Below are 26,492 nucleotides of genomic sequence, written 5' to 3'. Positions count from 1 at the left end.
ATGGTTATAAAATCTCTTTTATTGAAAGTTACTGGTATTGCCTTTATAGGTCTGTTGATGCTACTTACTCCTGTAAAAGCGCAGGTAAAAGACATCATCGAAACCACTATTCCTAGTGGTTGGAAAGCAAAATCAGGAAAATTAAGTTTAACTGAAAAACATTTTAAAACCGGGAAACAGTCTTTGCAGTGGGACTGGAAAAAAGCGAACGCTACAATCACAGTAACCGATACTGCTTTCCGATCTGTAGCCAAAGATGATAGAAGTACTTTTGTAATTTGGGTTTATAACGAAAGACCAAATACCGACCATTTGCTTTTCGAGTTTAAAAAAGATAATGAAACAGCGAGCAGTTTTAAATTTAACCTCAATTTTAGTGGCTGGCGTACTGCTTGGGTAATGTACCACAGAGATATGAATGGCAAACCTGTCGACGGTATGGATAAAATGGTTATTCACGCACCATCTTCGGTAAAAAAAGGCAACCTTTATTTCGACCAAATATTATATAATGTAAATATAAACCCTCGCTCGCCGATGCGAGATGAGCAGGTACCTTTTGTTAACATAAGTTCGGATAAAGCCGCCAATGCACACTGGACTGCACTTTATTCATTCACACGAACGCCACATTACCTTCCTTTACAAGCTCAAATTAGCGAAAAGGATAAACAAGATTTTAAAACGATTGAAAGCCGCTTTTCTGAACTTATTCTGCCAAGAGCTAAATACAAAAACATAAAACTTGCAGACCTTGAACAGGAATTTGCTTACTGGAATATTAAAAGAGACGGAAATAATATCACTGGGCGACCGGTTTATGAGTTAAACGACACCGAACTCTACGCAGACAAAGCCGACCGCGAAGAAAGAAATAATTTTAAGAAGGTGAGTATAGAAGCCTACACCAGCTTAATAATGAATGTTGCTGCTGCGTATAGCGTTACCGAAAACGAAACGCAAAAATCTCGTTTGGCAACTATATTTATAGACATGCTTGACCACGCAAACGACCAAGGCTGGGCAAATGGAAGTGGAATGGGTGCTGTACATCATTTGGGATATTCTTTCGCAGATTTTTACAGCGCTTGCTTTTTAATGAAACCGGTGATTAAAGCCAATAACAAATTAGAAAGAACACAGCAGATGATGGCTTGGTTCAGCGGTTTAGGTCGTTCACAGGCCAAGCCAGAAGACATTCACGATGGAAATATCGATGTATTTAACACCCTTTTAAGTGGCATGTTGAGTTCGGTTTTAATCATGGATGATTCCCCAGAAAAAGTTCGTCAGTTACACGAATTCTCTAATTGGCTTTCAAAATCAATTATGCCAAATTCGGCTATCGATGGAACATTTAAACCAGATGGTGCGGTTTTTCATCATGGCACTTTATATCCTGCTTATGCTGTTGGAGGTTTTCAGGGAATTACGCCGATAGTTTATACCTTAAGTAAAACTGCTTTTCATGTAAAACCGGAAGCACAGACCTACTTAAAAAAAGCCCTAACATTGATGTCGTACTATACCAACCCTATCAAATGGCCGATAAGTATTTCGGGAAGGCATCCAACAGGAACCTGGAAAATTGCTTCAGATGCTTATGCATACATGGCTTTGGCCGGTTCGCCAAATGGAAAAGAAAACATAGATCAGGATATGGCTTCCATTTATCTGAAAATTATCGGGAGCAAAAAAGACAAATGGGAGAAAATTTTTGAAAACGCCAATGTAAAGCCTGCCGAATTTGCCCAAGGGCACTGGAATTTAAACTTCGGGTTATTAGACATTCACCGACGGGCAGATTGGTTGTTGACCGTAAAAGGACACAGCCGATACATCGTTTCTCACGAGTCGTATCCGGGAGCAAATATTTTTGGACGATACTTCGGCTACGGACAAATGGAAATTACGCTCCCGCAAACAGCCCACGATGATGGTAGCAGTTTTAAAGATACTGGCTGGGACTGGAACAATATGCCAGGAACAACCACACTCCACGTACCTATTGATAAATTACGAGCAAACATTATTAACGCCGATGATTTTAGCGGAGTTGAGGAAATGCTTTTAAGCGACGAAGTTTTTGCAGGAGGAACAAACTTAAACAACTGGCAAGGTTTGTTTGCGATGAAACTACATGGAAGTGATAAATACGATATGGGTAGCTTTAGGGCAATAAAATCATGGTTTATGTTTGATGATTTAACAGTGGCTTTGGGTTCAAACATAACCAATAGCATTACAGATTACAGCACTCAAACTACGCTATTCCAAAATGTATTGAGCAATAAAAATGCATCGTTTAGTTTTAATAGCATGAACACCTCAGCATTCCCATTAGATAAAAAATGGGATGATAAAAAGGCGTTGACCGTTTTGGATAATCGTGGAATTGGTTATTATATCCCGAATAGTGTGGAGTTAGAATTCACCAAAATGGAGCAAATTTCCAGAGATCAAAAAGATAAAACAGCTACCAAAGGCGATATAGCCAAGCTTATTTTCAACCATGGCAATGCGCCAAAACATGATGCTTACCAATACGCTATGCTGATTAAATCAGACACAGAACAATTAGAAAGCTTTAAAACGAAAATGAGCTCTAAAGCACCTGTTTACAAAGTTTTACAACAGGATAGTTTAGCGCATAAAGTTTGGTACGCACCAAAAAACATTACTGCACAAGCTATTTTTAAAGCAAATGAAAGCTTAAAAGATTCTTTATTGATCACTACTGATAAAGCCGTTTTGGTGATGTATAAAAAAGATAATACAGCAATTGAAATGTCTGTTACCGACCCGGATTTAGCATTTTACAGTGGACCAGACGACACCAAAATTTTAGCAGACGGAAAAAGGAAGGAAGAAAGCATTTACTCTAAATCCTGGTACGGAAAACCATCGCAACCATCGGTAGTTTGCGTTGTTGTGAAAGGGATTTGGCAAGTAAAGTCTGATTTAAACGATATTAAATCGGTAATTATAAACGGAAATACAGAATTGAGTGTTCCATGTAAATATGGAATTGCTACGCAGTTTAAATTAGTTATTAATTAAAAGATGTTGGCGAGATTAGATTTCGCGTCATGTCGAGATAACGAATTTGATTAAGTTGAATTTGCGTTAACGATAGCAACGGCATCCTTTTTTGTAACCCAGAGAATTATCACTCTGAGCGGAGCCGAAGATGAAGTCGAAGGGTGCAAAAAAAGATACAGTGAATAGCGTGTTAAAACGCCCAAATAATTAAAACAATAAAAGTAATATTATGAAAAGGATCAATTTTCTATTTTTCTTCATTTTTTCAGTGATTATCGCTACGGGTTGTAGTCAACAGAACAAAAACACCGCGGGAAACAAAAAACCGAATGTTATCATTATTTTAACTGATGATGCTGGTTATGCGGACTTTGGTGCCTACGGAGGAACCGAAATTCCGACCCCAAACATCGATTCTTTATTGGCATCGGGTGTAAAATTCACTAATGCTTACGTAACTGCTTCGGTTTGTGCACCGTCACGAGCGGGTTTGTTAACCGGGCGCTACCAACAGCGTTTTGGGTTTGAGAACAATATGTCGGGCGAACCTGCCGAAGGATTCACCAAACAAGACATGGGTATGGATCCTGAAGAAAACACTTTCGCCGACGAAATGCGAGCCAATGGTTACCGCACTTTGGCAATTGGTAAATGGCATTTGGGTGATGAGGAAAAGCATTTTCCGCTAAACCGCGGCTTCGATGAGTTTTACGGATTTGTTGGTGGCCACCGTAGCTTTTTTCCGATAAAAGGAAAAGTTCCTGCAGACCAAGTAATTCATAACAATAAAAGCATTGTTTCAGAAGATAGCGTGACTTACTTAACAGATATGTGGACAGATAAGGCCATCTCGTTTATGACACAGAAAGCAGAAAAACCATTTTTCGTTTATCTAGCATACAATGCGGTTCACACTCCGGTGGATGCTAAAAAAGAATATTGGGATAAATTTTCATCTATTGCAGATAGTGGACGAAGATCTTATGCGGCATTAATGGCATCGCTTGATGATAACGTTGGTCGCTTAAGACAATCATTAAAGGAAAATAATTTAGACGAAAACACGCTTATACTTTTCTTGAACGACAATGGTGGCGCAACAACAAACTCTTCAGATAATGGACCGTTACGCGGAATGAAGGGTTCTGTTTGGGAAGGCGGTACGCGTGTAGCGATGTCGATGATCTGGAAAAACAAACTCCCACACAACGTTACTTTTGATTATCCGGTAAATTCTTTGGATTTTTTACCAACCTCTTTAGCTGCCGCTAATGGGAAGCAAGTGGGCAAAAAAACACTGGACGGTAAAAATCTTCTCCCATACATTAAAGGAGAAACCAAAGAAGCCCCACATGAAGCCTTATTTTGGCGTAGAGGTGTAGCAGCAGCAGTAAGAGAAGGCAATTGGAAACTAATTCGCGTAGAAACAGACCCCATTTTACTGTTTGATCTAAGCAAAGACTTATCAGAAACCAAGAATTTGGCAAAGGAAAATCCGGAAAAGGTAAAACACCTATTAGCTAAACTTGCCGAATGGGAAAAAGGACTATCAAAACCACATTGGTCAAGTTCTTATGGCCCAGAAAACTTGATTATCAAACACAGAATGGAAACTGTAGGGAGAGATATGGAAAGAATGTATCCTTAATAAGGGAAAAGGCAAACGTCGAAATACTTATCACAAAAATATAGACCGAATGAATAAGATCACGCTTATGGTTTTGTTTCTGATGACAGTGATGTCATGCAAAGCAAAAACGCCCACTATTGAAACCCAAGCTTCGTATTTGGTTAAAAATAACGAAGAAGTTTACGCCACCTTGCCTAAGCTAAAGCCGGGAGACAAATTGATTTTTGAGGATGGCGATTACAAAGATCTTAAACTGGTGGTAAATGAGTCTGGTATTGCCGAAAAGATGATTACGATAATGGCAAAAAACCCTGGAAAAGTATTTATAACTGGCGACGCAAAAGTGGAACTGAGGGGCGAGTATATTTTATTTAAAGGATTTTACTTTAAAAACGGCAACCGTAATTTTAATGAATGGGCTTCACATGGTCCCGGGATTATAGCCCTTTACGGAAGCCATAATCGAGTAACAGAATGTGTGTTTAATGATTTCGATCAAGTAAATTCTGCTTATATCACTACATCACTAAATACCGATAAAACTGTACCTAAACATTGTAGGATAGACCATTGCGTTTTTGTAGGCAAAAAAACTCTGGACCAAGTTATCAATCTTAATAACCGTTTAAAGGAAACAAATGACGGCTCTAACATTGGTCCGGCAATGTACCATAGAATAGACCATTGTTTTTTCTCTAACCCACCAAAAGTGGGTAACGCTGGTGGCGGCATTCGTATAGGATATTCGCGATATGATGTGGGCCGTTGCTTGGTTGACTCCAATTTATTTCAGCGTCAGGATTCTGAAGCAGAGATTGTAACCAGCAAATCACAAGAAAACGTATATTATGCAAATACTATTATTAACAGCCAGGGTACATTAAACTTCAGACATGGCGATAAACAAGTAGCCTTAAATAATTTCTATATATCTACCGATGATAAATTTGGTTACGGTGGAATGTTTATCTGGGGCAGCAAACATATTATTGCCAACAACTACTTTAGTTTACAGAAAACCATTGCTTCCAGAGGAAACGCGGCATTATATTTTAACCCTGGAATTAAAGATTCTGAACATGCTTTAGCCTTTGATATATTGGCAGTAAACAACATTTTTAAAAACAATAATGGTTACGCTATCAATTTTGAACCTTTATTTGAAAGACGGACAGAAGGCGTTAGCAATAGCGAATTACCTAATTATAGACCCTATAATATCACGCTTAATGGAAATCTTTTTATAACTACAGAAAAAACAAGCTTTGATTTATTTTTAGGAGATATCGCTAAGCAATCTTTCGAAAATAATTATAGCTACGGAATCTCTAAAAATAACCCCACCAATATCCAACCTCTTGCAATTAACAATACCGGTAGTCCCGATTTTTATCAGCCACAAAGCATTGCAGGTTACTCCCAAAGTAAAGTTGCGAAGATTGATAACATTGAAGGTATAAACCTAAATATTCAAGATATAATAAATGGCGGTATCAAAGGAAAACCATTAACCTGGGATGATGTGAGACCAAAATGGCTTGCAGATATACCTAATGATTATTGGCGAACAGGTGAGTAAACTACTAGCAATTAATTAACATGATTTTAACCAACATCAAATTGAAAAACATCAAATACCTAATCCTATTTTTTAGTTTATTGCTGACTCAATATGGTTATGCCCAGCAGAAACCACAATCTAAACCCAATATTTTAATGATTGCGGTAGATGATTTAAACGATTTTATCGGCGCAATGGGCAATCCAGATGCAATAACCCCAAATATGGATAAGCTTGCAAAACGCGGCGTATTATTTACCAATGCACATTGTCAAGCCCCATTATGCGGACCATCAAGGGCTTCAATTTTAACCGGTTTACGTCCTTCTTCTACCGGAATTTACGGTATGATTGCCGACAATGATATTAAACAAGTTAATTCTTTAACGGCAAACACTAAAAATCTGCCTCAGTATTTTAAAGATGCTGGATATCGTATTTTGGGAGTTGGCAAAGTTTTTCATCAGCATTTTCCGGATGGATTGTTAGATGAAGATGGTGGCGCTTCAGAATACGGACCTAATCCAGCAACAAAATTTAAATGGGATAAAAAAGGCACTGCAACAGATTGGGGCGCATTTCCACAAACAGATCAAGAAATGCCAGATGACCACGCTACAGAATGGACCGTAAGCCAGTTGGCAAAACGCCATGATGATCCTTTCTTTTTAAGCGTGGGTTTTATTAGGCCACATGTGCCTTGGTATGTGCCACAAAAATGGTTCGACTTATATGACCCTGCTAAACTCCATCTTCCACCCTATTTGGCTAATGACAGAGATGATTTACCAGCGATTACCAAAAAAATTGACGACTGGCCAATGATGCCAACTGCCGAATGGGCAATTAAAAACAATGAATGGCGTAATATTTTACAAGCTTATTTAGCCTGCGTTACCTATACCGACCATAACATTGGTCGGGTTTTGGATGCTTTGGAAAAAAGCGACTATGCAAACAATACCATCATTGTTTTATGGTCTGATCACGGATACCGCTTAGGCGAAAAAAACACATTCGCAAAGGTTAGCTTATGGGACAGAGCAACCAGAGCACCTTTAATGTTTGCGGGTGCAGGAATTTCGTCGTCAAAAAAAATCGATAAACCAGTAGAACTCATTGACATTTACCCTACAATTATTGATTTGGCGGGCTTAAATCCATACAAAGCAAACGAAGGTTTTAGCCTTAAACCTTTAATTATAAACGAAAATGCTAAATGGAAACATCCGGCAATTACCACTTGGGGAAAAAACAACCACAGTATCAAAACCGCCGATTTCAGATTTATACAATATGAAGATGGTTCACAGGAATTATACGATATCCTTAAAGACCCCAACGAATGGCATAATTTAGCTCCGGAACAGCGCTATAGTAGAACTATAAATAAACTCAAAAAACAACTTCCTAAAACTAATAAAGATTGGGCTAAGGAGTCTTTTTACAATGCAAATGAATATTTCAAAAATAAAGGCTTGCTAAAAGATACTGTAATGCCATAAACATCTAAAAATCAGTCAAACTATTTATAATTTTTTAATTTCGTCAAATAAAATAGCTTAAGGGCTTAACAATGAAAGACAAAATAATTACCATTAAGGACATTGCAACCAAAGCACAGGTTTCTACAGGAACTGTTGATCGGGTTTTGCACAAAAGAGGTAGAGTTGCAGCAAAAGTGGAAGAAAAAATTCTCCGCATTATTAAAGAATTGGACTACCAGCCAAATATTATTGCTAGGGCTTTAAGTTCGAAAAAGCAATATGTGGTTGCTGTATTAATTCCTGCAGAATCTTATGATAGCTATTGGCTTGCTCCAAAAACGGGTATTAAAAATGCTTTAAAGGACTTAAAAAAATACGGCCTCTCTGTTAAGTATTATCATTTTGACCCATACAGCTCGCAATCTTTTGTAACGCAAGCCAATGAGTTAAATAAAGAGCGCCATGATGCCATTATTGTAACCCCGATATTCCACCGCGAAGTATTGCCTTTTCTACAAGAATGGAAAAATGCTAACATTCCGTTTGTTTTTTTTAACACAGAAATTTCTGATTATGAGCCACTAAGCTACATAGGACAAGATAGTTACCAAAGTGGCTATTTAGCCGCCAAACTTATCCATTATGGGCAGTGCTCGCCATCTTCTGTTTTAATTGCGCATTTTGATGAGGAGACTTCAAACGCTGCCCACTTAGAAAAAAAGGAGCTTGGCTTTAAAAACTATTTTATCCAAAACAACCTACAACAGTTTGATGTGATAAGAGCAGATATCGCCCGCCCAAACCATTCGGCGTTTGTAAAACAAATGGACGGTATTCTACAAGCTAACCCAAATATCAAAGCTATTTTTGTAACTACATCAAAAGCATTTGAAGTAGCCGAATACCTTACACAAAAACACCTTAAAGACATTAAAATTATTGGTTATGATTTGTTGCCTAAAAATATCCATTATCTAAAACAAAACGTGATTAGTTTTTTAATCAATCAGAACCCCAAAGGACAAGGTTTTTGGGCATTGCAGATATTGGCCGACAAACTTATTTTTGAAAAACCAGTACCACAGCTAAAATATTTACCGCTGGATATTGTAACCAAAGAAAACGCAAATTACTTTATACAAGACGAGGAAGTAACACCTATTTAATCAATCACTTAACTAACTGTGTGCTGCTTAAACCCACAGTTAGTTGCTTAAAACCTTGCTTTCTTTACTTAAAGCCTAAGTTGGATTGTTAATAATGAGTGTCACAATAATTGGGGCGTTTTAACACGCTGTCCGCTATATATTTTTTGTCTTCTTCTACTCCGCTATCATTGACGTCTTTTGTAACTACTTGTTTAAAGCAGAGCCATTTGTCTTGCTGAGCGGAGTCGAAGCATAAAACCCAACCCTCTCCTTCGACTCCGCTCAGGGTGACAACCCTTATATTGGCAACAAATTGATTTTGAACGTCATTTTATTTTGATTTATATGAAACATATTACGCCTCAGCGTGACAATTCTCAGAGTGATAATTAAAAGGATGTCGCTTCCATCGCTAACACATCCCCCGGACAGGCGAGGCCGACTTTCCATTGATTCCAAGAAGTTCCTCTGGAACAAGCCCAAACACAACCTCTTTCTAAATTCAAAAAACAAAACTTATTAATAGCAATTGATTTCCAAATGAACTAAAGTAGACTTTCCGGATTTCACTTCAGGTTGTTGAATCAGCAGAGAATCTGTTTTGCATTAAAATGATGATGATTAAATCATTAATCATTTCTTCTTTTACAAAAAGCACAGCTTTAAAAAGTTTACACAAAGAAACCGAGACTCAACCATAGCAAATATTCAATAATTTGCCACTTGTTTGTTGCAGAGGTAGAAGATTATCTATATTATTGGCAAAACGATTAAAGAATCAATAAACCATGTTTTTTAGTCACTAAAAAACCCGATTGAAAAGCGAACTTAAAATAAGCCGTGAAAGAAACAAATAAACCAGTCACCATTACAGATATCGCTGCGAAAGCGAAAGTTTCTATAGGAACGGTAGATCGGGTATTACATAAAAGAGGTAGAGTAGCTACCGACGTAGAAAAAAACATACTCCGCATTATTAAAGAAACAGATTACCAACCCAACATTATTGCCCGAGCCTTAGTTTCAAAAAAGCACTACACTATTGCGGTACTTATTCCCGACCCAAGTTTCGGTAGCTATTGGTTTGATGCAAAACAAGGCATAGAAAAAGTTGCTAAAACGCTTAAAAAGTACGGACTTACCGTTAAATACTACCTTTTCAACCCTGATAAATCCGAAAGTTTTACTGAGCAAGCAAATGTATTAAGTAAAAACAACTACGACGCAATTATTTTAACACCCATTTTCCATAACGAGGTTAGTCCTTTTTCTGAATTATGGAAAAAAGCAGAAATCCCGCATGTTTTCTTCAATAATGAGATTCCAGATTATCAACCCCTAAGCTACATTGGTCAAGACAACTATCAAAGTGGCCATTTGGCGGGCAAGTTAATCCATTACGGGCTAACAAGCCCCTGTAGTATTTTAATGGTACACTTTAACCCAAAAATAACCAACGCAGCCCACCTCGAAATAAAAGAAAAAGGCTTCAGAAACTATTTTACACAAAACAACCTCCAGCAGTTCGACCTCTTAAAATTAGAAATTTCAGACGAGTACAAACCTACCTTTATTAAACAAATGGATAATGTTTTCCAGACCAACCCAAATATCAAAGCCGTTTTTGTGACCAATGGAAAAGTGTACAACGTTGCGGAATACCTTAGCCAAAAGTACCTGTCTGATGTTAAAGTTGTCGGTTACGATCTGTTACCCCAAAACCTGCATTACCTTAAACAAAATAGCATTAGCTTTTTAATCAACCAAAATCCAAAAGGCCAAGGATCTGCAGCATTACAGCTATTAGCAGACCGGCTTATCTTTCAAAAACCAATACCACAGCTAAAATACCTGCCCTTAGATATCATTACCAAAGAAAACGCAAATTACTTTGTGCACTCAGATGCCCCCGTAATTTAGCATCTTATAAGATGTTCGGAAATTTGCAATAAATGACGGTTAAGTTTTCTATCCCCAAGTTAGCCTTTGAGAAAAGACAGACAGGGGATATACTCAATAGCGAGGATAATAATTAACACAAGTCATTTTCTTAACCCTATTAATCGGCGAGTTAAAAAACAAATAACGAGCATAATAAAATTTTTCATCCGCCAATAAAAATAAATAGCCGTAAATTCCTATTACACATTTACATTTTTTTACTACATTTACTTTTGTGTTAACGAACACACAACCCAATTATAATTCTTCGTTTAACAGCCTTAAGGTCATGTCAGCTTTCTCATTACAATTAAATGGGTTTAGCCTGTCGAATTTTCAAGTAGATGAATATTTATTCAAAAATTTCGGATAATGAACTATTGAACCTCTTTAAACAGGGAGATAGCCACGCATATGATGAAATTTATTATAGATATTGGGCAATACTATTCCGCCACGCCAGAAAAATGTTGCAGAATAGCGAAGAGGCTAAAGATTTAATACAAGATGTGTTTTCTGCCTTTTGGATATCTGGTCAAGAGTTAGTTTTAAAAACTACATTATCTGCTTATTTATATGGTGCTTTACGCTATAAGATATTTGACCTCATTGATAAAGAGAAAGTAAAGGTGAATTACCTAGCCTCTTTAAACTCCTTGAACACTACTAATGAAAATTATACCGATTATTTGATCAGAGAAAAACAACTGAGTAGCATCATTGAAAAGGAAGTTTCTGCCTTACCAGAAAAAATGAGGATAATATTTGAACTGAGCAGAAGTTCAAATATGTCTTATAAAGCTATCTCTCAAAAATTGAATATCTCCGATCATACTGTTAAAAAGCAGATAAGCAATGCCCTCCGGATTTTACGAACCAAGGTGGGTTCTATCGGCTCACTATTCTTTTTTTAATCTTTTTTTGTTTTCGCATTACACCAATGGTTTAGCAAACCTACTTACCTATAATTGAACGCCAATTAACCTAAATCTCGGCTGTACCAAGCTGGATTTTAAAATTTTTAATGTGAATACGGAAAATCAAAATCAATTGATTAAAAAATACTTAGCCAATGAGTGCTCTGATCAGGAACGAAGCTTATTGGAAAACTGGTATATGAACGAAGCGGATAAGGCTCCAGATCTTTTAGATATACCGGACTACTTTCTGGTACAAAAGGAAATCTTAAATAATCTAAAATCAAGGCAAGGTAGAAACAAGATAGCCTTATGGAAAAAACTATCAGTTGCAGCCACAGTTTTTATTGGGCTTACCGCTGGTATTTATTTTTACACCAACATTAATCAAATCGCCCAATTAAAAACTCCTAAAAAAGTAGTAGCGGAAAAGATTGCCCCTGGCACCAATAAAGCCTACCTCACACTTGCCGACGGTAAACGCATTGAGTTAACGGATACTTCAAATGGAGAACTGGCTGCACAAGCGGGTGTTAAAATCACTAAAACCAAAGATGGGCAATTGATTTATTCCAGCTCTGCTGATAGTAAAAACGATACCCAAGCTAATCTTTTCAATAAAATTGAAGCTCCTGTTGGCGGGCAATACCAGTTAATTTTACCAGATGGAACTAAAATCTGGCTTAACGCTTCAACCTCTTTAAAATATCCAGTAAGTTTTACCGGTTTAAATGAGCGGAAAGTTGAATTGGAGGGTGAAGCCTACTTTGAAGTTGCGCATATGACTAACAAGCCCTTTAAAGTAGTCACCAACAAACAAACGATAGAGGTTTTGGGCACCCATTTTAACGTCAATTGTTATGCAGATGAGCCGAGCACCAAAACTTCGCTATTAGAAGGATCGGTTAAAGTTTTTACACAAAAAACAGCTCAGCCCGTATTTATAAAACCTGGGCAACAAGCTTTGCTTGTAGCAAACCAGTTTAAAATTACGGATGAGGATGTAGAACAAGCGGTAGCCTGGAAAAATGGAGATTTTGTATTCAATGGCGAAAACTTACAAAGCCTGATGAGGCAGATTGCAAGATGGTACAATGTTGATGTTGTTTACGAGCATGAGGCTGTGAACAATACAGGCTTTATTGGTACCATATCCCGAAAGAAAAAAATTACAGAAATCTTGAACGCCATTGAATTAAATTATAATGTGAAGTTTAAAATTGAAGGAAGGAGGGTTTTAGTGACGCCATAAACCTTAAATCACGGCTCAAAAAAACCGAAGGTGTTCGTTGCACCCCCGGTTAAAATTTAGTTAGCCATTGAATCATGTGAGTAAACATAATTTTCAACCATAATCTGCAAAAATTTATTGTCCATTATTGGAAATAAATCAGCGCAACCTAACCAAAACAACAAATGTATACATTTTACGAAACAAAAGGTCATAAAATAACCGCTTATGCCCGCAACAAAGCCATAGGTATATGGCGGAGTGAAACAACAAAACTGACTATAAAAAGATCTCTCATGAGGATAAAACTTATTTGTCTCACCTGTCTGATTGCTTTTTTACAGGTATCTTTTGCTGCGAATGCACAGAAAATCTCCTTGGTAAAAAAGAATGCTTCCATTACCGATGTACTTAGGGCGCTAAGAGAACAAAGTGGTTATGATTTTATGATTAACCAAAACCAGATCAATATCGCAAATCCTGTATCTTTAAATGTAACTAACAAAGCCTTAATAGAGGTTTTAGATCAGTGCTTCAAAAATCAGCCTATTACCTATTTTATAGAAAACAATATGATTATTGTAGCTTCTAAAAAGAAAGTAGCACAGGCGGAAGATGCTGTTTTTATAGATTTGAAAGGAAAAATAGTGGACGAAAAGAGTCTGCCATTAATTGGAGCTTCTATTAAAGTAAAAGGAAGTACCCAAGCAACTGTTGCTGATGTAAATGGCAATTTTTTACTCAAAAACATTGAACCCAATGCCGTTTTAGTGATTTCTTTTATAGGCTATACCACGCAAGAGGTTAGTGTTGGCGGAAAATCCAGTATCGACATTAAGTTAATGCCAGATGCCAGTAGCCTGAATGAAGTGGTGGTAACGGCTTTAGGTTTAAAAAGATCAGAAAAATCACTGAGCTACGCTGCCCAAACAGTAAACGGAGATGAGGTAACCCGAGTAAAAACCGATAATATGATGAACTCTTTAAACGGAAAAGTAGCTGGATTAAACATTTCATCTAATGCTTCTGGCGTTGGTGGTTCTGTAAAAGTAATCATGAGAGGAAATAAATCTGCAGCCGGTAGCAACCAACCTTTATATGTTATTGACGGTGTTCCACTTGTTAATAGTTCTAATGCTAACGGTCAGCCGAATGTTGCGGCAGGTATAGGCGGAGCTGTTCCGGATGGAGGAGACGGAATTTCTAATCTTAATCCTGATGATATTGAAAGTATCAGCGTTTTAAGAGGAGCTTCTGCAAGTGCCCTATATGGTAGCCAAGCAGCAAACGGGGTAATATTAATTACTACCAAAAAAGGTAAGGCGGGGACAACCCAAATTAATTACTCGTCTTCCGCAACTACAAGCAAGGCAGTGTATTTACCAGAATTCCAAAACGATTATGGACAGACCCCTACTGGTGCCATTACCCAAAGTTGGGGACCAAAAATAACCAACGCAACCGATAATTTGCCGTTGTTTTTTAAAAACGGAAACAATTATACCAATTCATTGAATTTATCAGCAGGTTCTGAAATTGCTCAATCATACTTTTCTTACTCCAATACAAATGCATCGGGTATTCAAGAAGGGAATAGCATGAAGAGGCATAACTTAAACTTTAGAGAAACTGCAAAACTTTTAAAAGGTAAGCTAAATGTTGATGGCAGTGCAAACTATATTTCTCAAAAAATAGACAATAGTCCTGTTACAATTTCAGCATTAAATGCACTTCCCGGATTGTACATGTTTCCAAGAGGCTTAGATATCAAACAATATAAAGATAATTTTGAGCTACCTGATGCTTCAAGGAATGGCTTAAAAGTTCAAAATTGGCCATTTAGCGAGGCTCAACAACAAAATCCTTGGTGGGTGGTAAATAGAAACAACAACTATTCGAAGCGAAATAGAATTATTTTGAATGCAAGTGCGAAATATGATATAAATAGTTGGTTTGGGTTACAGATCAGAGGAAATTTAGACAGAAATACTGATGATTATAACCAACGCTCTTATGCGGGAACCAATACAGCTTTAGTAGTGTCGCCTAATGGACAGTTTGAAGCCAACAATCAAACCGTTCAACAAATTTACGGAGACTTACTTGCTACATTCACATTACCTTCTAAGTCTGATTTTAAGTTGGGAGGAGTAGCAGGCGTTAGTATCAAAGATCAACAGACAGATGGTTTTGGGTTTGGTCCAGGTTTGGGATTATTTATTCCGAACGTTTTTTTACTTCAAAATGTTGTGTTGCAAAATGCTTCTCAACAAACGCTACCGCCTTCTTCATCAGCTACAAGTGTGGCATTTCCAGCAGTTAGCAGTAATGGATACACACTGGCCCCAAGACGGAACCAGATGCAATCCGTTTTCGCAAGTGCCGATTTATCTTATAAAGATTACCTGTTCTTAACACTTACAGGAAGAAACGATTGGTCTTCTAGCTTATCTTTCACCCCAAATGGCTCTTATTTTTATCCCTCTGCCGGGCTTTCGGTATTGGTAAGTCAGATGCTAACCATGCCAGATTTTATTAATTACACAAAAATAAGAGGTTCGTTTGCACAGGTAGGTAATAGTGTAGCTACTTACGCAACAAATCCCCAAAATTATTTGGGTGCCGGTGGTGCTGTTATTTCAAACGGTGTTGCTCCGCTGCCTTTATTAAAACCAGAAAAAACAAATTCATATGAGTTTGGAGCCGATTTTAAGCTTTTAGACAATAAACTATCATTCAATATCACCTATTATAAGACCAATACATTTAACCAATTTTTCCAGATTACACCTTCCGTAACTACCGGTTTTACAAAAGGATATGTTAATGCAGGTGATATACAGAATTCGGGAATTGAGGCTTTATTAGGATTTAATGCAATCAAAGGAAAAAGCTTAAACTGGACCACCAGTATCAATTTCTCAACGAATAAGAATATAATTAAAGACGTAAATTCAAAAGATGGGATTGACCAATTTTTATTGACTGTTCCATCTCAAAATTACGAGTCTGTAATTACTAAAGGAGGTTCTTACGGCGATATTTATGGTTATAAATTAGCAACAGATAATCAAGGACGAGTGATTATAGGAAGTAGCGGTCTTCCATCTTTGGCAAACAATCCAACCTATGGCCAATTTTTTTATAATGGCAATCCTAACCCTAAATTTCTCTTAGGATGGAATAATAGCTTCGATTATAAGAAAGTAAGCTTAAGTTTTTTAGTTGATGGAAGGTTTGGTGGCGAAATATTCTCGTCTACTCAAGCATTCTTAGATCGATACGGTGTTTCTAAAGCGAGCGGAGACGCGAGAAATGCAGGAGGAGTTGCGATAAATGGAGTAGATGGAAGCGGAAACCCGGTTTCCAAAATAGATGCCGACAAATGGTATTCTGTAGCTAGCCAATCTGTTAGCGAATACATTTATAGTGCAACAGTAGTAAGGCTACGTGAAGTTTCTTTAGGTTATCAAATTCCTGTAAAAAGTGGTTTTGTAAAAAAAGCAAACCTATCTCTAATTGGAAGAAATCTTCTTTACTTCTACAAAAAAGCACCATCTGATTCCGAAATTACCATTTCATCCGCGAACGGATTGTCAGGGCTTGACTCTTTTAATCCTCCTGCACTACGTAGTTTAGGTATCAGCCTTAATCTAACTCTTTAATATTCATTCTAAAATATCTAAAAATGAAGTCTAAAAATATAAATAATACTTTCCGCATCGGTCAGATGTGGCTGTATTTATTGCTTGCAAGTTTAACTATTGCCAGCTCCAGCTGTACAAAAGATTTTGAGGATTACAATACAGATCCTACAGGTATAAACGGTGCACAGCTGTTACCAGACAATAACATAGGAGCCTTTTTCCCTAACTTACAAGTTTCTATTTTCAATAGTACAAGACAGCAGTATCAAATTATGCAAAATCTAAACGCAGATTGTTACTCTGGTTATATGATGTCTAACAATCCGTTTAATCCGGATGTAAACAACATGAATTACTTTTTAACAGATCGATGGAATTCTAGGGTATTTACTCGAATTTATGGAGACGTAATGGGCGGGGTTAGTAATTTGGCAAAACAAGGTTTAAAAACTTCTAAACCCGATTTTTGGGCAATTGCTTTGATTTTAAAAGTTGAAGCAATGCATCGGGTAACAGATAAATTTGGGCCAATTCCTTATAGCAAAGTGGGAGATTTTGTTTTGAACACGCCATATGATAGCCAAAAAGATGTATACGGCTTATTTTTCAAGCAATTAGATACCGCCGTTACTACGTTACAGACTTTTGTAGCCGCCACACCAACTGCAAAACCTTTTCAAAAGTTTGACCTAGTTTATAGCGGAGATTATAACAGATGGATTAAACTGGCTAATTCTCTCAGATTACGCCTGGCGATTCATATCGCAAAGGTTGACCCAGCAATGGCGAAAATTGAAGGAGAAAAAGCCTTAAGTAATACTGGACAGTTATTATCTGCCTCTGGAGATATAGCTCAAGTTGCCGGAACAGGTGCTTACCAAAATCCTTTATATGGGATTGCAATCAGTTATAACGATATACGGATGGGTGCCGCTGCCGAATCCTATTTAGTTGGATATAATGACCCTCGTTTACCTAAGTATTTTTTACCAGCAACAGACCCGCTTATGGTTGGTACTTATAAAGGAATTAGAATTGGTTCAAAAATCCCGGCAAAACCTGGCTATAATGGTTTCTCTGGCTTAAATACGACAGCCTCCTTTACAGCATCAGCACCCATGATTATGATGACGCCGGCAGAAGTATATTTTCTGAAGGCAGAAGCTGCACTTAGGAACTGGACCGGCGCTGGCGATGCAAAAACTAATTACGAAAGTGGTATTACAACTTCTTTTTCACAGTGGGGAGTTTCAAACGCTGCCTATGTTAATGATGCAATTAGCTTACCAACGGGCTATGCAGATCCAAAAAGTGCTTTAAATAATTCGGCAAGGGTGTCTACCGTTACCATTAAATGGGACCCACTTGCAAGCAACGAGCTCATGCTCGAAAAAATTATTACCCAGAAGTGGATTGCCATGTTTCCAGAAGGCCAAGAAGCTTGGACTGAATTTAGACGAACTGGCTACCCTAAACTGTTTACTGTGGTAACCAATAACAGCAACGGAACAATTAATACCGATATTCAAATTAGAAGATTGGCTTACCCAAGTACAGAGTATAGCACCAACGGAAAGGAACTACAGATAGGATTAAACTTATTAGGAGGACCAGACGATGGAGGCACACGTGTTTGGTGGGATGTAAATAAACCAAATTTTTAACCTCATTACAAAGATGGTTAGCTTATGCTAATCATCTTTGTTTTCTAAAAACAGTACTACTCAACTGTTAGTTACTTTCTAATGACCCCCAAAAAATCTATGATTTTGTTAAACAATCTCAAGAAAATAATTTTCTAAATCAACAATCTGTAATTTAATTAATTAAAGGTTTTCTGTGTCAACACACTTCTTGGATTTATAAATAATTAATCATCAAGGATAATAAATTTATTATTTCAAATAAAGTGTGTTCGTATAACATTTTTTACGCTACATTTATCTATACCAAATTATACGGTAACTGTTTACGAACACAACCTTACCATTATAAACCAAAAAATAAACTTTTTAAAAATTAAACTTACAATGAAAAAAAACCAATTTATCCCATTAGTAGGCCTCTTTATTATGGTAGCTACTATAAGCTCGTCCTGCAAAAAATCTGAAACACTTGCAGAAGAATCAAGCGCAAAACAAACAACTATCAAAACTAATTCTGTAGCAAATCACATTATAGAAACAGGAATGACACTGGCACAAATTAATGCAGTAATTGCAGGTGCAAGTTCTGGACAAACTGTATATGTACAGCCAGGCACCTATAATATTACGGGTAAAATAGTAATGAAAGCGGGTGTAACAGTAGCTAAGCAGTCCACTAGTCCTATTTTTAGCGCAACGGGCTCTTCCAGTATTTTACAGTTTACTTATTCTACAGAGCTGAATAGCTGTAAATTTGATGGAATTACATTTTGGAACATTAGAATGTTGATCAATAATGCAAGCAACGTAACGTTTCAAAACTGCACATTCGACTATGGAAAAAGAGCACCAGGAACCAACAAAACCAACAACTTAAAAGATAGCTATGTAGATTTTGTAGGAACAAGCAATTCTTTAGTTTCTGGTTGCACTTTTAGTCATAGATCAACAGATGCAGGTAGGGGCGTATGGATGAAGAGCAGCACTAACGCCCAAGTACTTAATAACACTTTTGGAAACGGGGGTACCACTGGTTATTTTGTATGCGCTATAAATAATAATGCCGAGGGTACAATCATCAGTGGTAATACGATTAATAGAAATACTGCTTTAAATTCAAATGCAGATTTAACAGACCATGGAATTTATACGCACAGCTTTACAGGGTTAACCATATCTAATAACACCATTTCTGGCTGGCCAACAAATGCAGGTGGAGGATCTATCAAAGCTCGTAATGGTTCAGATCTAACAATTTCTGGCAATACTTTAAATGGTTCAGGTATTCTTTTATACGAATATATAACTAACACAGCTTTTCCTTACTTAAATAATGTAGTGGTATCAAACAACAACATCACTGGAATTAGCCCCGCAAATGATCTTTACCATGGTATCGGCTATTACCGAGATAATCCTGACCACTCAGAATACTCTATACGTATTGCGAATAATTCCCTACCTAACGGTTGCATCTATGCTATGAGTGCAAATATCGTTGTAGCAGATTTCAATGCGGCAGGCGGTGGAGTCTTCAATAACGATACCGCAACAGGATACGTGAAATTATTAAGTGGCATTACCAATTCCGGTAATTACTAATTATTTATCAATAAGGTTGTGCTAAAAAGGTTTGGATTTAGGTTCAAACCTTTTTAATGAAATATGCTTTAGCTCAAAAACGGACGTTTCCTTTCCGCTTTAATTTTTTAAAATTGAAAATCCGTTGATGTTTTCGAGCACACATTTATATATATTTGTTTTCAATAAAATAACCAAAATTTAAACCTCTTCTACCACAGCTATGAAGTACTTTATTTGTCTCTTTTTCGCATTATCTATTTGTCTTACTTATTCATTCAAGCCTATCATCTCCATTTATAAAAAAGGCTGGATTGATTTAAATAAAAATGGAAAGAAAGATACGTACGAAGACCCGAAACAGTCTTTAGATGCTAGAGTCCAGGATTTATTGTCGCAAATGACTTTGGAAGAAAAGACAAATCAGATGGCAACGCTATATGGTTGGCGCCGTATACTTAAAGATTCTTTGCCTACACCGCAGTGGAAAAATGAGATTTGGAAAGATGGTATTGCGAACATAGATGAACACTTAAATGGTTTCGTGAACTGGGGTCATACAGATAGTACTACCTCCATTATAACCGATATTAAAAAACACGTTTGGGCAATGAATGAAACCCAACGCTTTTTTATCGAACAAACCCGTTTAGGAATTCCTGTTGATTTCACAAACGAAGGTATCCGAGGAATTGAAGCACATACTGCGACTGGTTTCCCCACACAATTAAACATGGGAATGACTTGGAATAAAGATTTAGTAAGGGCAATGGGCCGCATTACAGGTTCAGAGGCAAGGGCTTTGGGTTATACAAACGTATACGCACCAATTTTGGACGTTGCCAGAGACCAGCGTTTTGGACGTTTAGAAGAAGTTTATGGAGAATCTCCTTACTTAACGGCCCGTTTAGGCGTAGAAATGGCTTTGGGTATTCAAGAAATGGGTGCCGCTTCTACACCAAAACATTTTGCAGTTTACAGTGCTAACAAAGGCGCCCGAGAAGGTTTAGCCCGCACAGACCCCCAAGTTTCACCCAGAGAGGTTGAAGATGTTTTACTTTACCCATTTAAAAAAGTAATTAAAGAAGCCAATATTATGGGCGTAATGAGCTCTTATAATGATTATGATGGCGTTCCTATTTCTGGAAGTTCTTATTGGCTAACCGAACGTTTAAGAAAAGATTTTGGTTTCAAAGGTTACGTAGTAAGCGATAGTGACGCTTTAGAATATTTATACAACAAGCACCATGTAGCAGCAAATCTAAAAGAAGCCGTTTATCAAGCATTTATGGCTGGTATGAATGTGAGAACAACCTTTAGAGCACCAGATAGCATCATTTATTACCTCAGAGATTTAGTAAGAGAAGGTCGGATCCCGATAGACACCATTAACCACCGGGTAGCCGATGTTTTAAGTGTAAAATTTAGATTAGGATTATTTGACGAACCTTATGTTAAAGATGCAAACGCAAGTGCAAAAACCGTAAACAGCATCGCTAACCAACAGGTTGCGCTACAAGCATCAAAAGAAAGTATTGTTTTACTAAAAAACCAAGATGGCATCCTCCCATTAGGATCAAAATACACTAAAATTGCAGTGGTTGGGCCTAACGCAACAGATGCCGACTATGCACATACACATTATGGACCTTTACGCTCACCAAGTGTTAATGTTTTAGAAGGAATTAAAAATCAGTTTGGCGCAAATAACATTTCTTATGCTAAAGGATGCGATTTAGTAGATAAAAACTGGCCAGAAAGTGAAATTTTCCCCCAGCCATTAAATGCTAAAGAAACAGCGGCAATTAACGAGGCTGTTGCTATTGCTACCAAAGCAGACCTTACCGTTGTAGTTTTAGGAGGTAACACGGCAACTGCAGGCGAAAATAAAAGTCGTACCACTTTAGATTTGCCAGGTCATCAGTTAGATTTGGTGCAAGCCATTGCTAAAACAGGCAAACCCTATATTGTAGTTTTAATTGGTTCGCAACCCATGAGCATCAATTGGATAGACCGTTACGCTCCTGCCATTGTTTATGCTGGCTATCCTGGCGTAAAAGGAGGAACAGCAATTGCCGATGTATTGGCAGGAAATTACAATCCGGGAGGTAAACTAACGCTTACTTTTCCAAAATCTGTAGGACAGATACCGCTTAACTTCCCAACCAAACCTAATGCACAAACAGATGAAGGCGAAACCGCTAAAATCAAAGGTTTGCTCTATCCGTTCGGTTTTGGTTTAAGCTATACCTCTTTCAAATACGACAACCTAAAAATCAACAATAAAATGAATAGCCAAAGCGGAGAAGTTTTGGTTTCCATAAACATCACAAACACAGGTAAAGTAGCTGGCGATGAAGTGGTGCAATTATATATCAGAGATTTACTGAGTACAGTAACCACCTATGAAAAAATATTGAGAGGGTTCCAAAGGGTTAAATTACAGCCTAATGAAACCAAGACCCTTAGTTTTTCTATTGTACCGGATGATGTAAAGCTATGGAACAGAAAAATGCAACACGTGGTAGAGCCTGGAGATTTTAAGGTGATGGTAGGCTCCTCATCAGAAGACATTAGACAAACCGGCATTTTCACTATTGTAGATTAAACCTAAAATCAATTCCTCATAGATGAAAAATTTAAAGAAATTAACTCCAAAAAAGCATTTTCAGAAAGTATGCTTTTTTTTGGTGATCAATTTATTGTTTTTAGTGCCTGATCAATTGCAAGCACAAATGCCCTCCCCTATTATTCCACAGCCAAAATCATGGCAAAAAGGTTCCGGGGTTTTCAACCTCAACACGTCCACGCCTTTAATTGTGGCTAAAAACACAAATCCGCAGGCAGCCCATTACCTGCAACAGGAATTATTGAAATTCCACCACCTTCCCTTAGGCATTGTAAGCCAAGCCAAGTCATCTGCTATTAGCTTTGAAACAGTTACTGAAAAAGAGCTTGATGGCGACTTATACCGATTACAGATGAACGCTTCAGGCATTAAAATCATAGCCAATTCTGATGAAGGTTTATTTGAAGGAGCGGTGAGTTTATTACAGATTATCAAACAGGTCGAATTAAAAAATAATGCTTTAAAATTAGCTTGTTGGAATATTAGCGATGCACCTTTTTACAAATGGAGAGGTTTAATGTTAGACGAATCACGCCATTTTTTTGGAAAAGCAAAGGTGAAACAGATTTTAGATTGGATGGCTTTTTATAAGCTCAATAAATTTCATTGGCACCTTACCGATCAAACTGGCTGGCGAATTGAAATAAAAAAATATCCGAAGTTAACTTTGATTGGGGGAATTGGAAACTATTCAGACTCGTTAGCAACCGCACAATTTTACACGCAGGAAGACATCAAAGAAATTGTGAGCTATGCCTCGGCAAGATATATTGAGGTAATTCCTGAGATAGATATGCCGGGCCACGCAGGCGCTGCAAACAAAGCCTATCCTGAGTTTAATGGAGGGGGTTCAGAGCAACACCCAAATTTCACATTCAATCCTGGAAAGGAAGAAACTTACACTTACCTAACCAATATTCTACGTGAAATAAATGCGCTGTTTCCGGCCCGTAAAATCCATATGGGCGGAGATGAAGTTGACTTTGGAATTGCTGGCTGGGAAACCGACACTCACGTAAAGCAGTTGATGAAAAACCAAAATCTAAGCACACTTAAGGAAGTAGAAAGGTACTTTGTTAAACGCATGGCCGACTCATTAATTAAGCTAGACAACGAGGTTTTGGGCTGGGATGAAGTTATTGCTTCAAACCTACCAACAGCTAAAACCACCGTTTTTTGGTGGCGACATGACAAAAACCAAGAGCTTTTTAACGCACTTGACAAAGGTTACAAAACCGTTTTATGCCCTCGTATTCCTTTATATTTTGATTTTGTGCAAGACAGTTCACATACTATCGGTAGAAAATGGGATGGAAATTTTGTGCCTTTAGCAAGTGTTTATAATTTCCCTACCCCAGCTATTTTAAATTATCCCAATGCTAGCCAAAAAGTCATAGGTCTACAGGCAAACTTATGGACAGAGCATGTGAGTACTTGGCAACAGTTAGATTATATGCTTTTCCCCCGTATTGCAGCGCTCGCAGAATCGGCTTGGACCTATCCAAAAAATAAAAATATAGAAAGTTTTTACCAGCGCTTAGCAAAACAGATTCCCCTTTTTGCAAAAGCTGGTTTGTACTATTTTGACCCATTTCAACCTTCAAAATTTCCCGAATATTTTGACAGCGTTCAAAGAAATAAACAGGCTGTAGATACAGAAAAACTCACCAAACAAGAACAAATCAAATAAGTAATCAATAGAAAGCCAAACGATTATCACTTTTTGAGAAAAAATGTGTGCGTTGACACACTATAATTTATATATTTGAACAACCATTATGCAACAAGAAATTAATATCCCTTATTACGCAACAGGCTTAAAAACCGTTGATATATTCACCAACAAGCTAGATCAGAACATCAAATACAATATCGACTGTAACCCTTGGAATTATGAGTTCTCTGGAGAAGCAGATGTAGCAATAGCTTACACTGACGGTGGAATCTTGTTGAAATTCAACGTTATCGAGGAGAATGTTTTAGCAAGGTTTACGAAAATCAATGATCCTGTTTATAAAGATTCTTGCGTAGAGTTTTTTATCGCTTTAAACAATGAAGACGCTTATTATAATTTCGAATTTAATTGCACCGGAACCTGTTTGGCCGGCTATGGTACTTCGGCCGAAGACAGAAAATTATTATCAGTAGAAAAAATCAAACAAATTGAAGTAACCTCTAGTTTTAAATCTCTTATATTTAACGAAAAAGAGATGGTAAACTGGCAGCTCACCATGTTAATTCCTAACGAGGTTTTCGAGTTCCATCAAATTGAGAATTTTAACGGTAAACATGCAAAAATGAACTTTTATAAATGTGGAGACGATTTGCCAAAGCCTCACTATTTATGCTGGAGCCCAATTACAAACACGGCCCAACCTAACTTTCATTTACCTAATTATTTCGGAAAAGCTGTATTTTTAAAAAACTAACCAAAATTATATGTCAACAGTAACACCAATGTCGTCCAAGAAAGGACTCAATCCGGTGATCATCATCGGGGCTTTATTCTTTGTATTCGGGTTTGTAACCTGGTTAAACGGAACATTAATTCCATTTTTGCAGTTAGCCTGTGAGCTAACCACCTCACAAGCATTACTAGTTACGTTTGCTTTTTATATGGCTTACTTCTTTCTAGCAATTCCATCTTCTTATATTTTAAAAGTCACTGGCTTTAAAAAAGGTATGGCAATGGGTTTAATCGTAATGGCAGTAGGCGCATTAGTTTTTGTACCAGCAGCCAATATGCGTAGCTATCCATTATTCTTGATTGGTTTATTTGTACAGGGAATGGGCTTGGCATTATTGCAAACGGCATCAAATCCATACATTACCATTGTTGGCCCAATAGAAAGTGCAGCAAAAAGAATCAGTATTATGGGGATCTGTAATAAAGTTGCAGGTGCTTTAAGTCCACTTATTCTTAGCGCACTGGTTTTAAACGGCGCACAAGCTATTGAAGACAAGGCTAAAACCATTACTGACCATGTGCAGAGAAATGTGCTATTATCAGAACTGGCACAAAGGGTAATTACACCATACATTATTATTGCAATTGTTCTTTTTGTATTGGCATTATTAATTATTTATTCTTCTTTACCAGAGATAAACACAGACGAGGACGAGGTAGGTGATGATGGAAACGTGGTAGCACCAAAGGCGAGTGTTTTCAGTTACAGAAACTTAAACCTTGGGGTTATCTGTCTGTTTTTATATGTAGGTGTTGAGGTAATGGCGGGTGATGTTATTGGAACATACGGCAAGTCTTTAGGGATGAGCTTAGACCAAACCAAAATCTTTACTTCCTACACACTAATTTCTATGGTGGTAGGTTACATTATTGGTATCATCTGTATCCCAAAATATATTAAGCAAGAAAAAGCTTTAATGGTATCTGCAATTGTAGGTGTGTTGTTTACCGTAGGTGCTTATTTAACCACAGGTTATACCAGTATTGTGTTTATTGCATTACTAGGTTTGGCAAACTCTTTAATGTGGCCAGCAATTTTCCCATTAGCAATTAAGGGATTAGGTAGGTATACAAAAATAGGTTCTGCATTATTGGTAATGGGTATCTCTGGTGGAGCTATTATACCACAGGTTTACGCACTGTTAGAGCACAATATGGGCTCGCAACCAGCCTTATTATTAAGTATGGCGCCATGTTACCTTTACATCTTATGGTACGGGCTTAGCGGTCATAAAACTGCAAGCACCAAATAATATAAATTTCACAGCATTTCAAAAGGGGTAGATTTTTTCTACCCCTTTTTTATTATCGAATATTTTGAGAGAAAGCTGAGTTTTTTGAGGCCATCGATAAATTTTCGGGCTTAAAGGATTTTAAAACAACAAAAAATAGAGCTAATCAGCAGAAGGATTGATTTTTAATAATGGTTATGATAATAATTTGTGCGTTTTAACACGCTGTATCTTTTTTTGCCATATGCGTTTGAAGAAGAGTGCAAAAAAAGGACGCTTCTACCATTGCTAACGCACCTTATAAGGTCAATAAAATACGCTTTACGTTAATGG

15 protein-coding genes are annotated in these 26,492 nt (G+C 37.3%); all 15 read left to right on the top strand.

Annotated elements, in window-relative coordinates; translation table 11 throughout:
* A complete protein-coding gene (locus B176_RS0103155) occupies positions 1-3,060 on the top strand; it encodes a chondroitinase family polysaccharide lyase (protein WP_017257327.1) in 3,060 nt (1,019 codons plus the stop codon).
* Positions 3,061-3,271: 211 nt separating this feature from the next.
* On the top strand, positions 3,272-4,690 hold the full coding sequence (locus B176_RS0103150; RefSeq protein WP_017257326.1) for a sulfatase: 1,419 nt from the start codon (positions 3,272-3,274) through the stop codon (positions 4,688-4,690).
* 49 nt (positions 4,691-4,739) lie between these two features.
* Positions 4,740-6,251, top strand: coding sequence for a chondroitinase-B domain-containing protein (locus B176_RS0103145; protein ID WP_154647873.1), 1,512 nt, complete (start codon positions 4,740-4,742; stop codon positions 6,249-6,251).
* A 20-nt stretch (positions 6,252-6,271) separates the two neighbouring features.
* Positions 6,272-7,738: a sulfatase gene (locus B176_RS0103140; RefSeq protein ID WP_017257324.1), complete on the top strand. Its 1,467-nt coding sequence runs from the start codon at positions 6,272-6,274 to the stop codon at positions 7,736-7,738.
* A 71-nt stretch (positions 7,739-7,809) separates the two neighbouring features.
* The gene (locus B176_RS0103135; protein ID WP_017257323.1) at positions 7,810-8,886 is read left to right on the top strand and encodes a LacI family DNA-binding transcriptional regulator; all 1,077 of its coding nucleotides are present in this window, start codon (positions 7,810-7,812) and stop codon (positions 8,884-8,886) included.
* 822 nt (positions 8,887-9,708) lie between these two features.
* Positions 9,709-10,788, top strand: coding sequence for a substrate-binding domain-containing protein (locus tag B176_RS0103125; protein WP_017257321.1), 1,080 nt, complete (start codon positions 9,709-9,711; stop codon positions 10,786-10,788).
* A 365-nt stretch (positions 10,789-11,153) separates the two neighbouring features.
* Positions 11,154-11,723: an RNA polymerase sigma factor gene (locus B176_RS0103120; RefSeq protein ID WP_017257320.1), complete on the top strand. Its 570-nt coding sequence runs from the start codon at positions 11,154-11,156 to the stop codon at positions 11,721-11,723.
* Positions 11,724-11,835: 112 nt separating this feature from the next.
* Positions 11,836-12,978 carry a FecR family protein gene (locus B176_RS0103115; RefSeq protein ID WP_017257319.1) on the top strand — a complete coding sequence of 381 codons (1,143 nt, stop codon included), beginning with the start codon at positions 11,836-11,838 and terminating at the stop codon, positions 12,976-12,978.
* Between the two features lie 164 nt (positions 12,979-13,142).
* Entirely contained in the window at positions 13,143-16,622 is a 3,480-nt protein-coding gene (locus tag B176_RS0103110; protein ID WP_017257318.1) for a SusC/RagA family TonB-linked outer membrane protein, read from the top strand.
* A 23-nt stretch (positions 16,623-16,645) separates the two neighbouring features.
* Positions 16,646-18,268 (top strand): RagB/SusD family nutrient uptake outer membrane protein, encoded by a 1,623-nt coding sequence (locus B176_RS0103105; RefSeq protein WP_017257317.1) that lies wholly within the window; start codon positions 16,646-16,648, stop codon positions 18,266-18,268.
* A gap of 366 nt (positions 18,269-18,634) precedes the next feature.
* Positions 18,635-19,852, top strand: coding sequence for a right-handed parallel beta-helix repeat-containing protein (locus B176_RS0103100; protein ID WP_017257316.1), 1,218 nt, complete (start codon positions 18,635-18,637; stop codon positions 19,850-19,852).
* A 202-nt stretch (positions 19,853-20,054) separates the two neighbouring features.
* Complete coding sequence (locus B176_RS0103095; RefSeq protein WP_017257315.1) at positions 20,055-22,439, top strand: glycoside hydrolase family 3 N-terminal domain-containing protein; 2,385 nt, start codon at positions 20,055-20,057, stop codon at positions 22,437-22,439.
* A gap of 22 nt (positions 22,440-22,461) precedes the next feature.
* On the top strand, positions 22,462-24,150 hold the full coding sequence (locus tag B176_RS0103090) for a beta-N-acetylhexosaminidase (RefSeq protein WP_017257314.1): 1,689 nt from the start codon (positions 22,462-22,464) through the stop codon (positions 24,148-24,150).
* 88 nt (positions 24,151-24,238) lie between these two features.
* Positions 24,239-24,889 carry a carbohydrate-binding family 9-like protein gene (locus tag B176_RS0103085; protein ID WP_017257313.1) on the top strand — a complete coding sequence of 217 codons (651 nt, stop codon included), beginning with the start codon at positions 24,239-24,241 and terminating at the stop codon, positions 24,887-24,889.
* A 10-nt stretch (positions 24,890-24,899) separates the two neighbouring features.
* Positions 24,900-26,180, top strand: a complete 1,281-nt coding sequence (locus tag B176_RS0103080) for a sugar MFS transporter (protein ID WP_017257312.1) — start codon at positions 24,900-24,902, stop codon at positions 26,178-26,180.
* The last annotated feature ends 312 nt before the right edge of the window (positions 26,181-26,492 follow it).

Source organism: Pedobacter arcticus A12 (genome assembly GCF_000302595.1).
In the GTDB taxonomy this organism is placed as follows: domain Bacteria; phylum Bacteroidota; class Bacteroidia; order Sphingobacteriales; family Sphingobacteriaceae; genus Pseudopedobacter; species Pseudopedobacter arcticus.
This window is presented reverse-complemented; position numbering and strand designations above follow the sequence as displayed.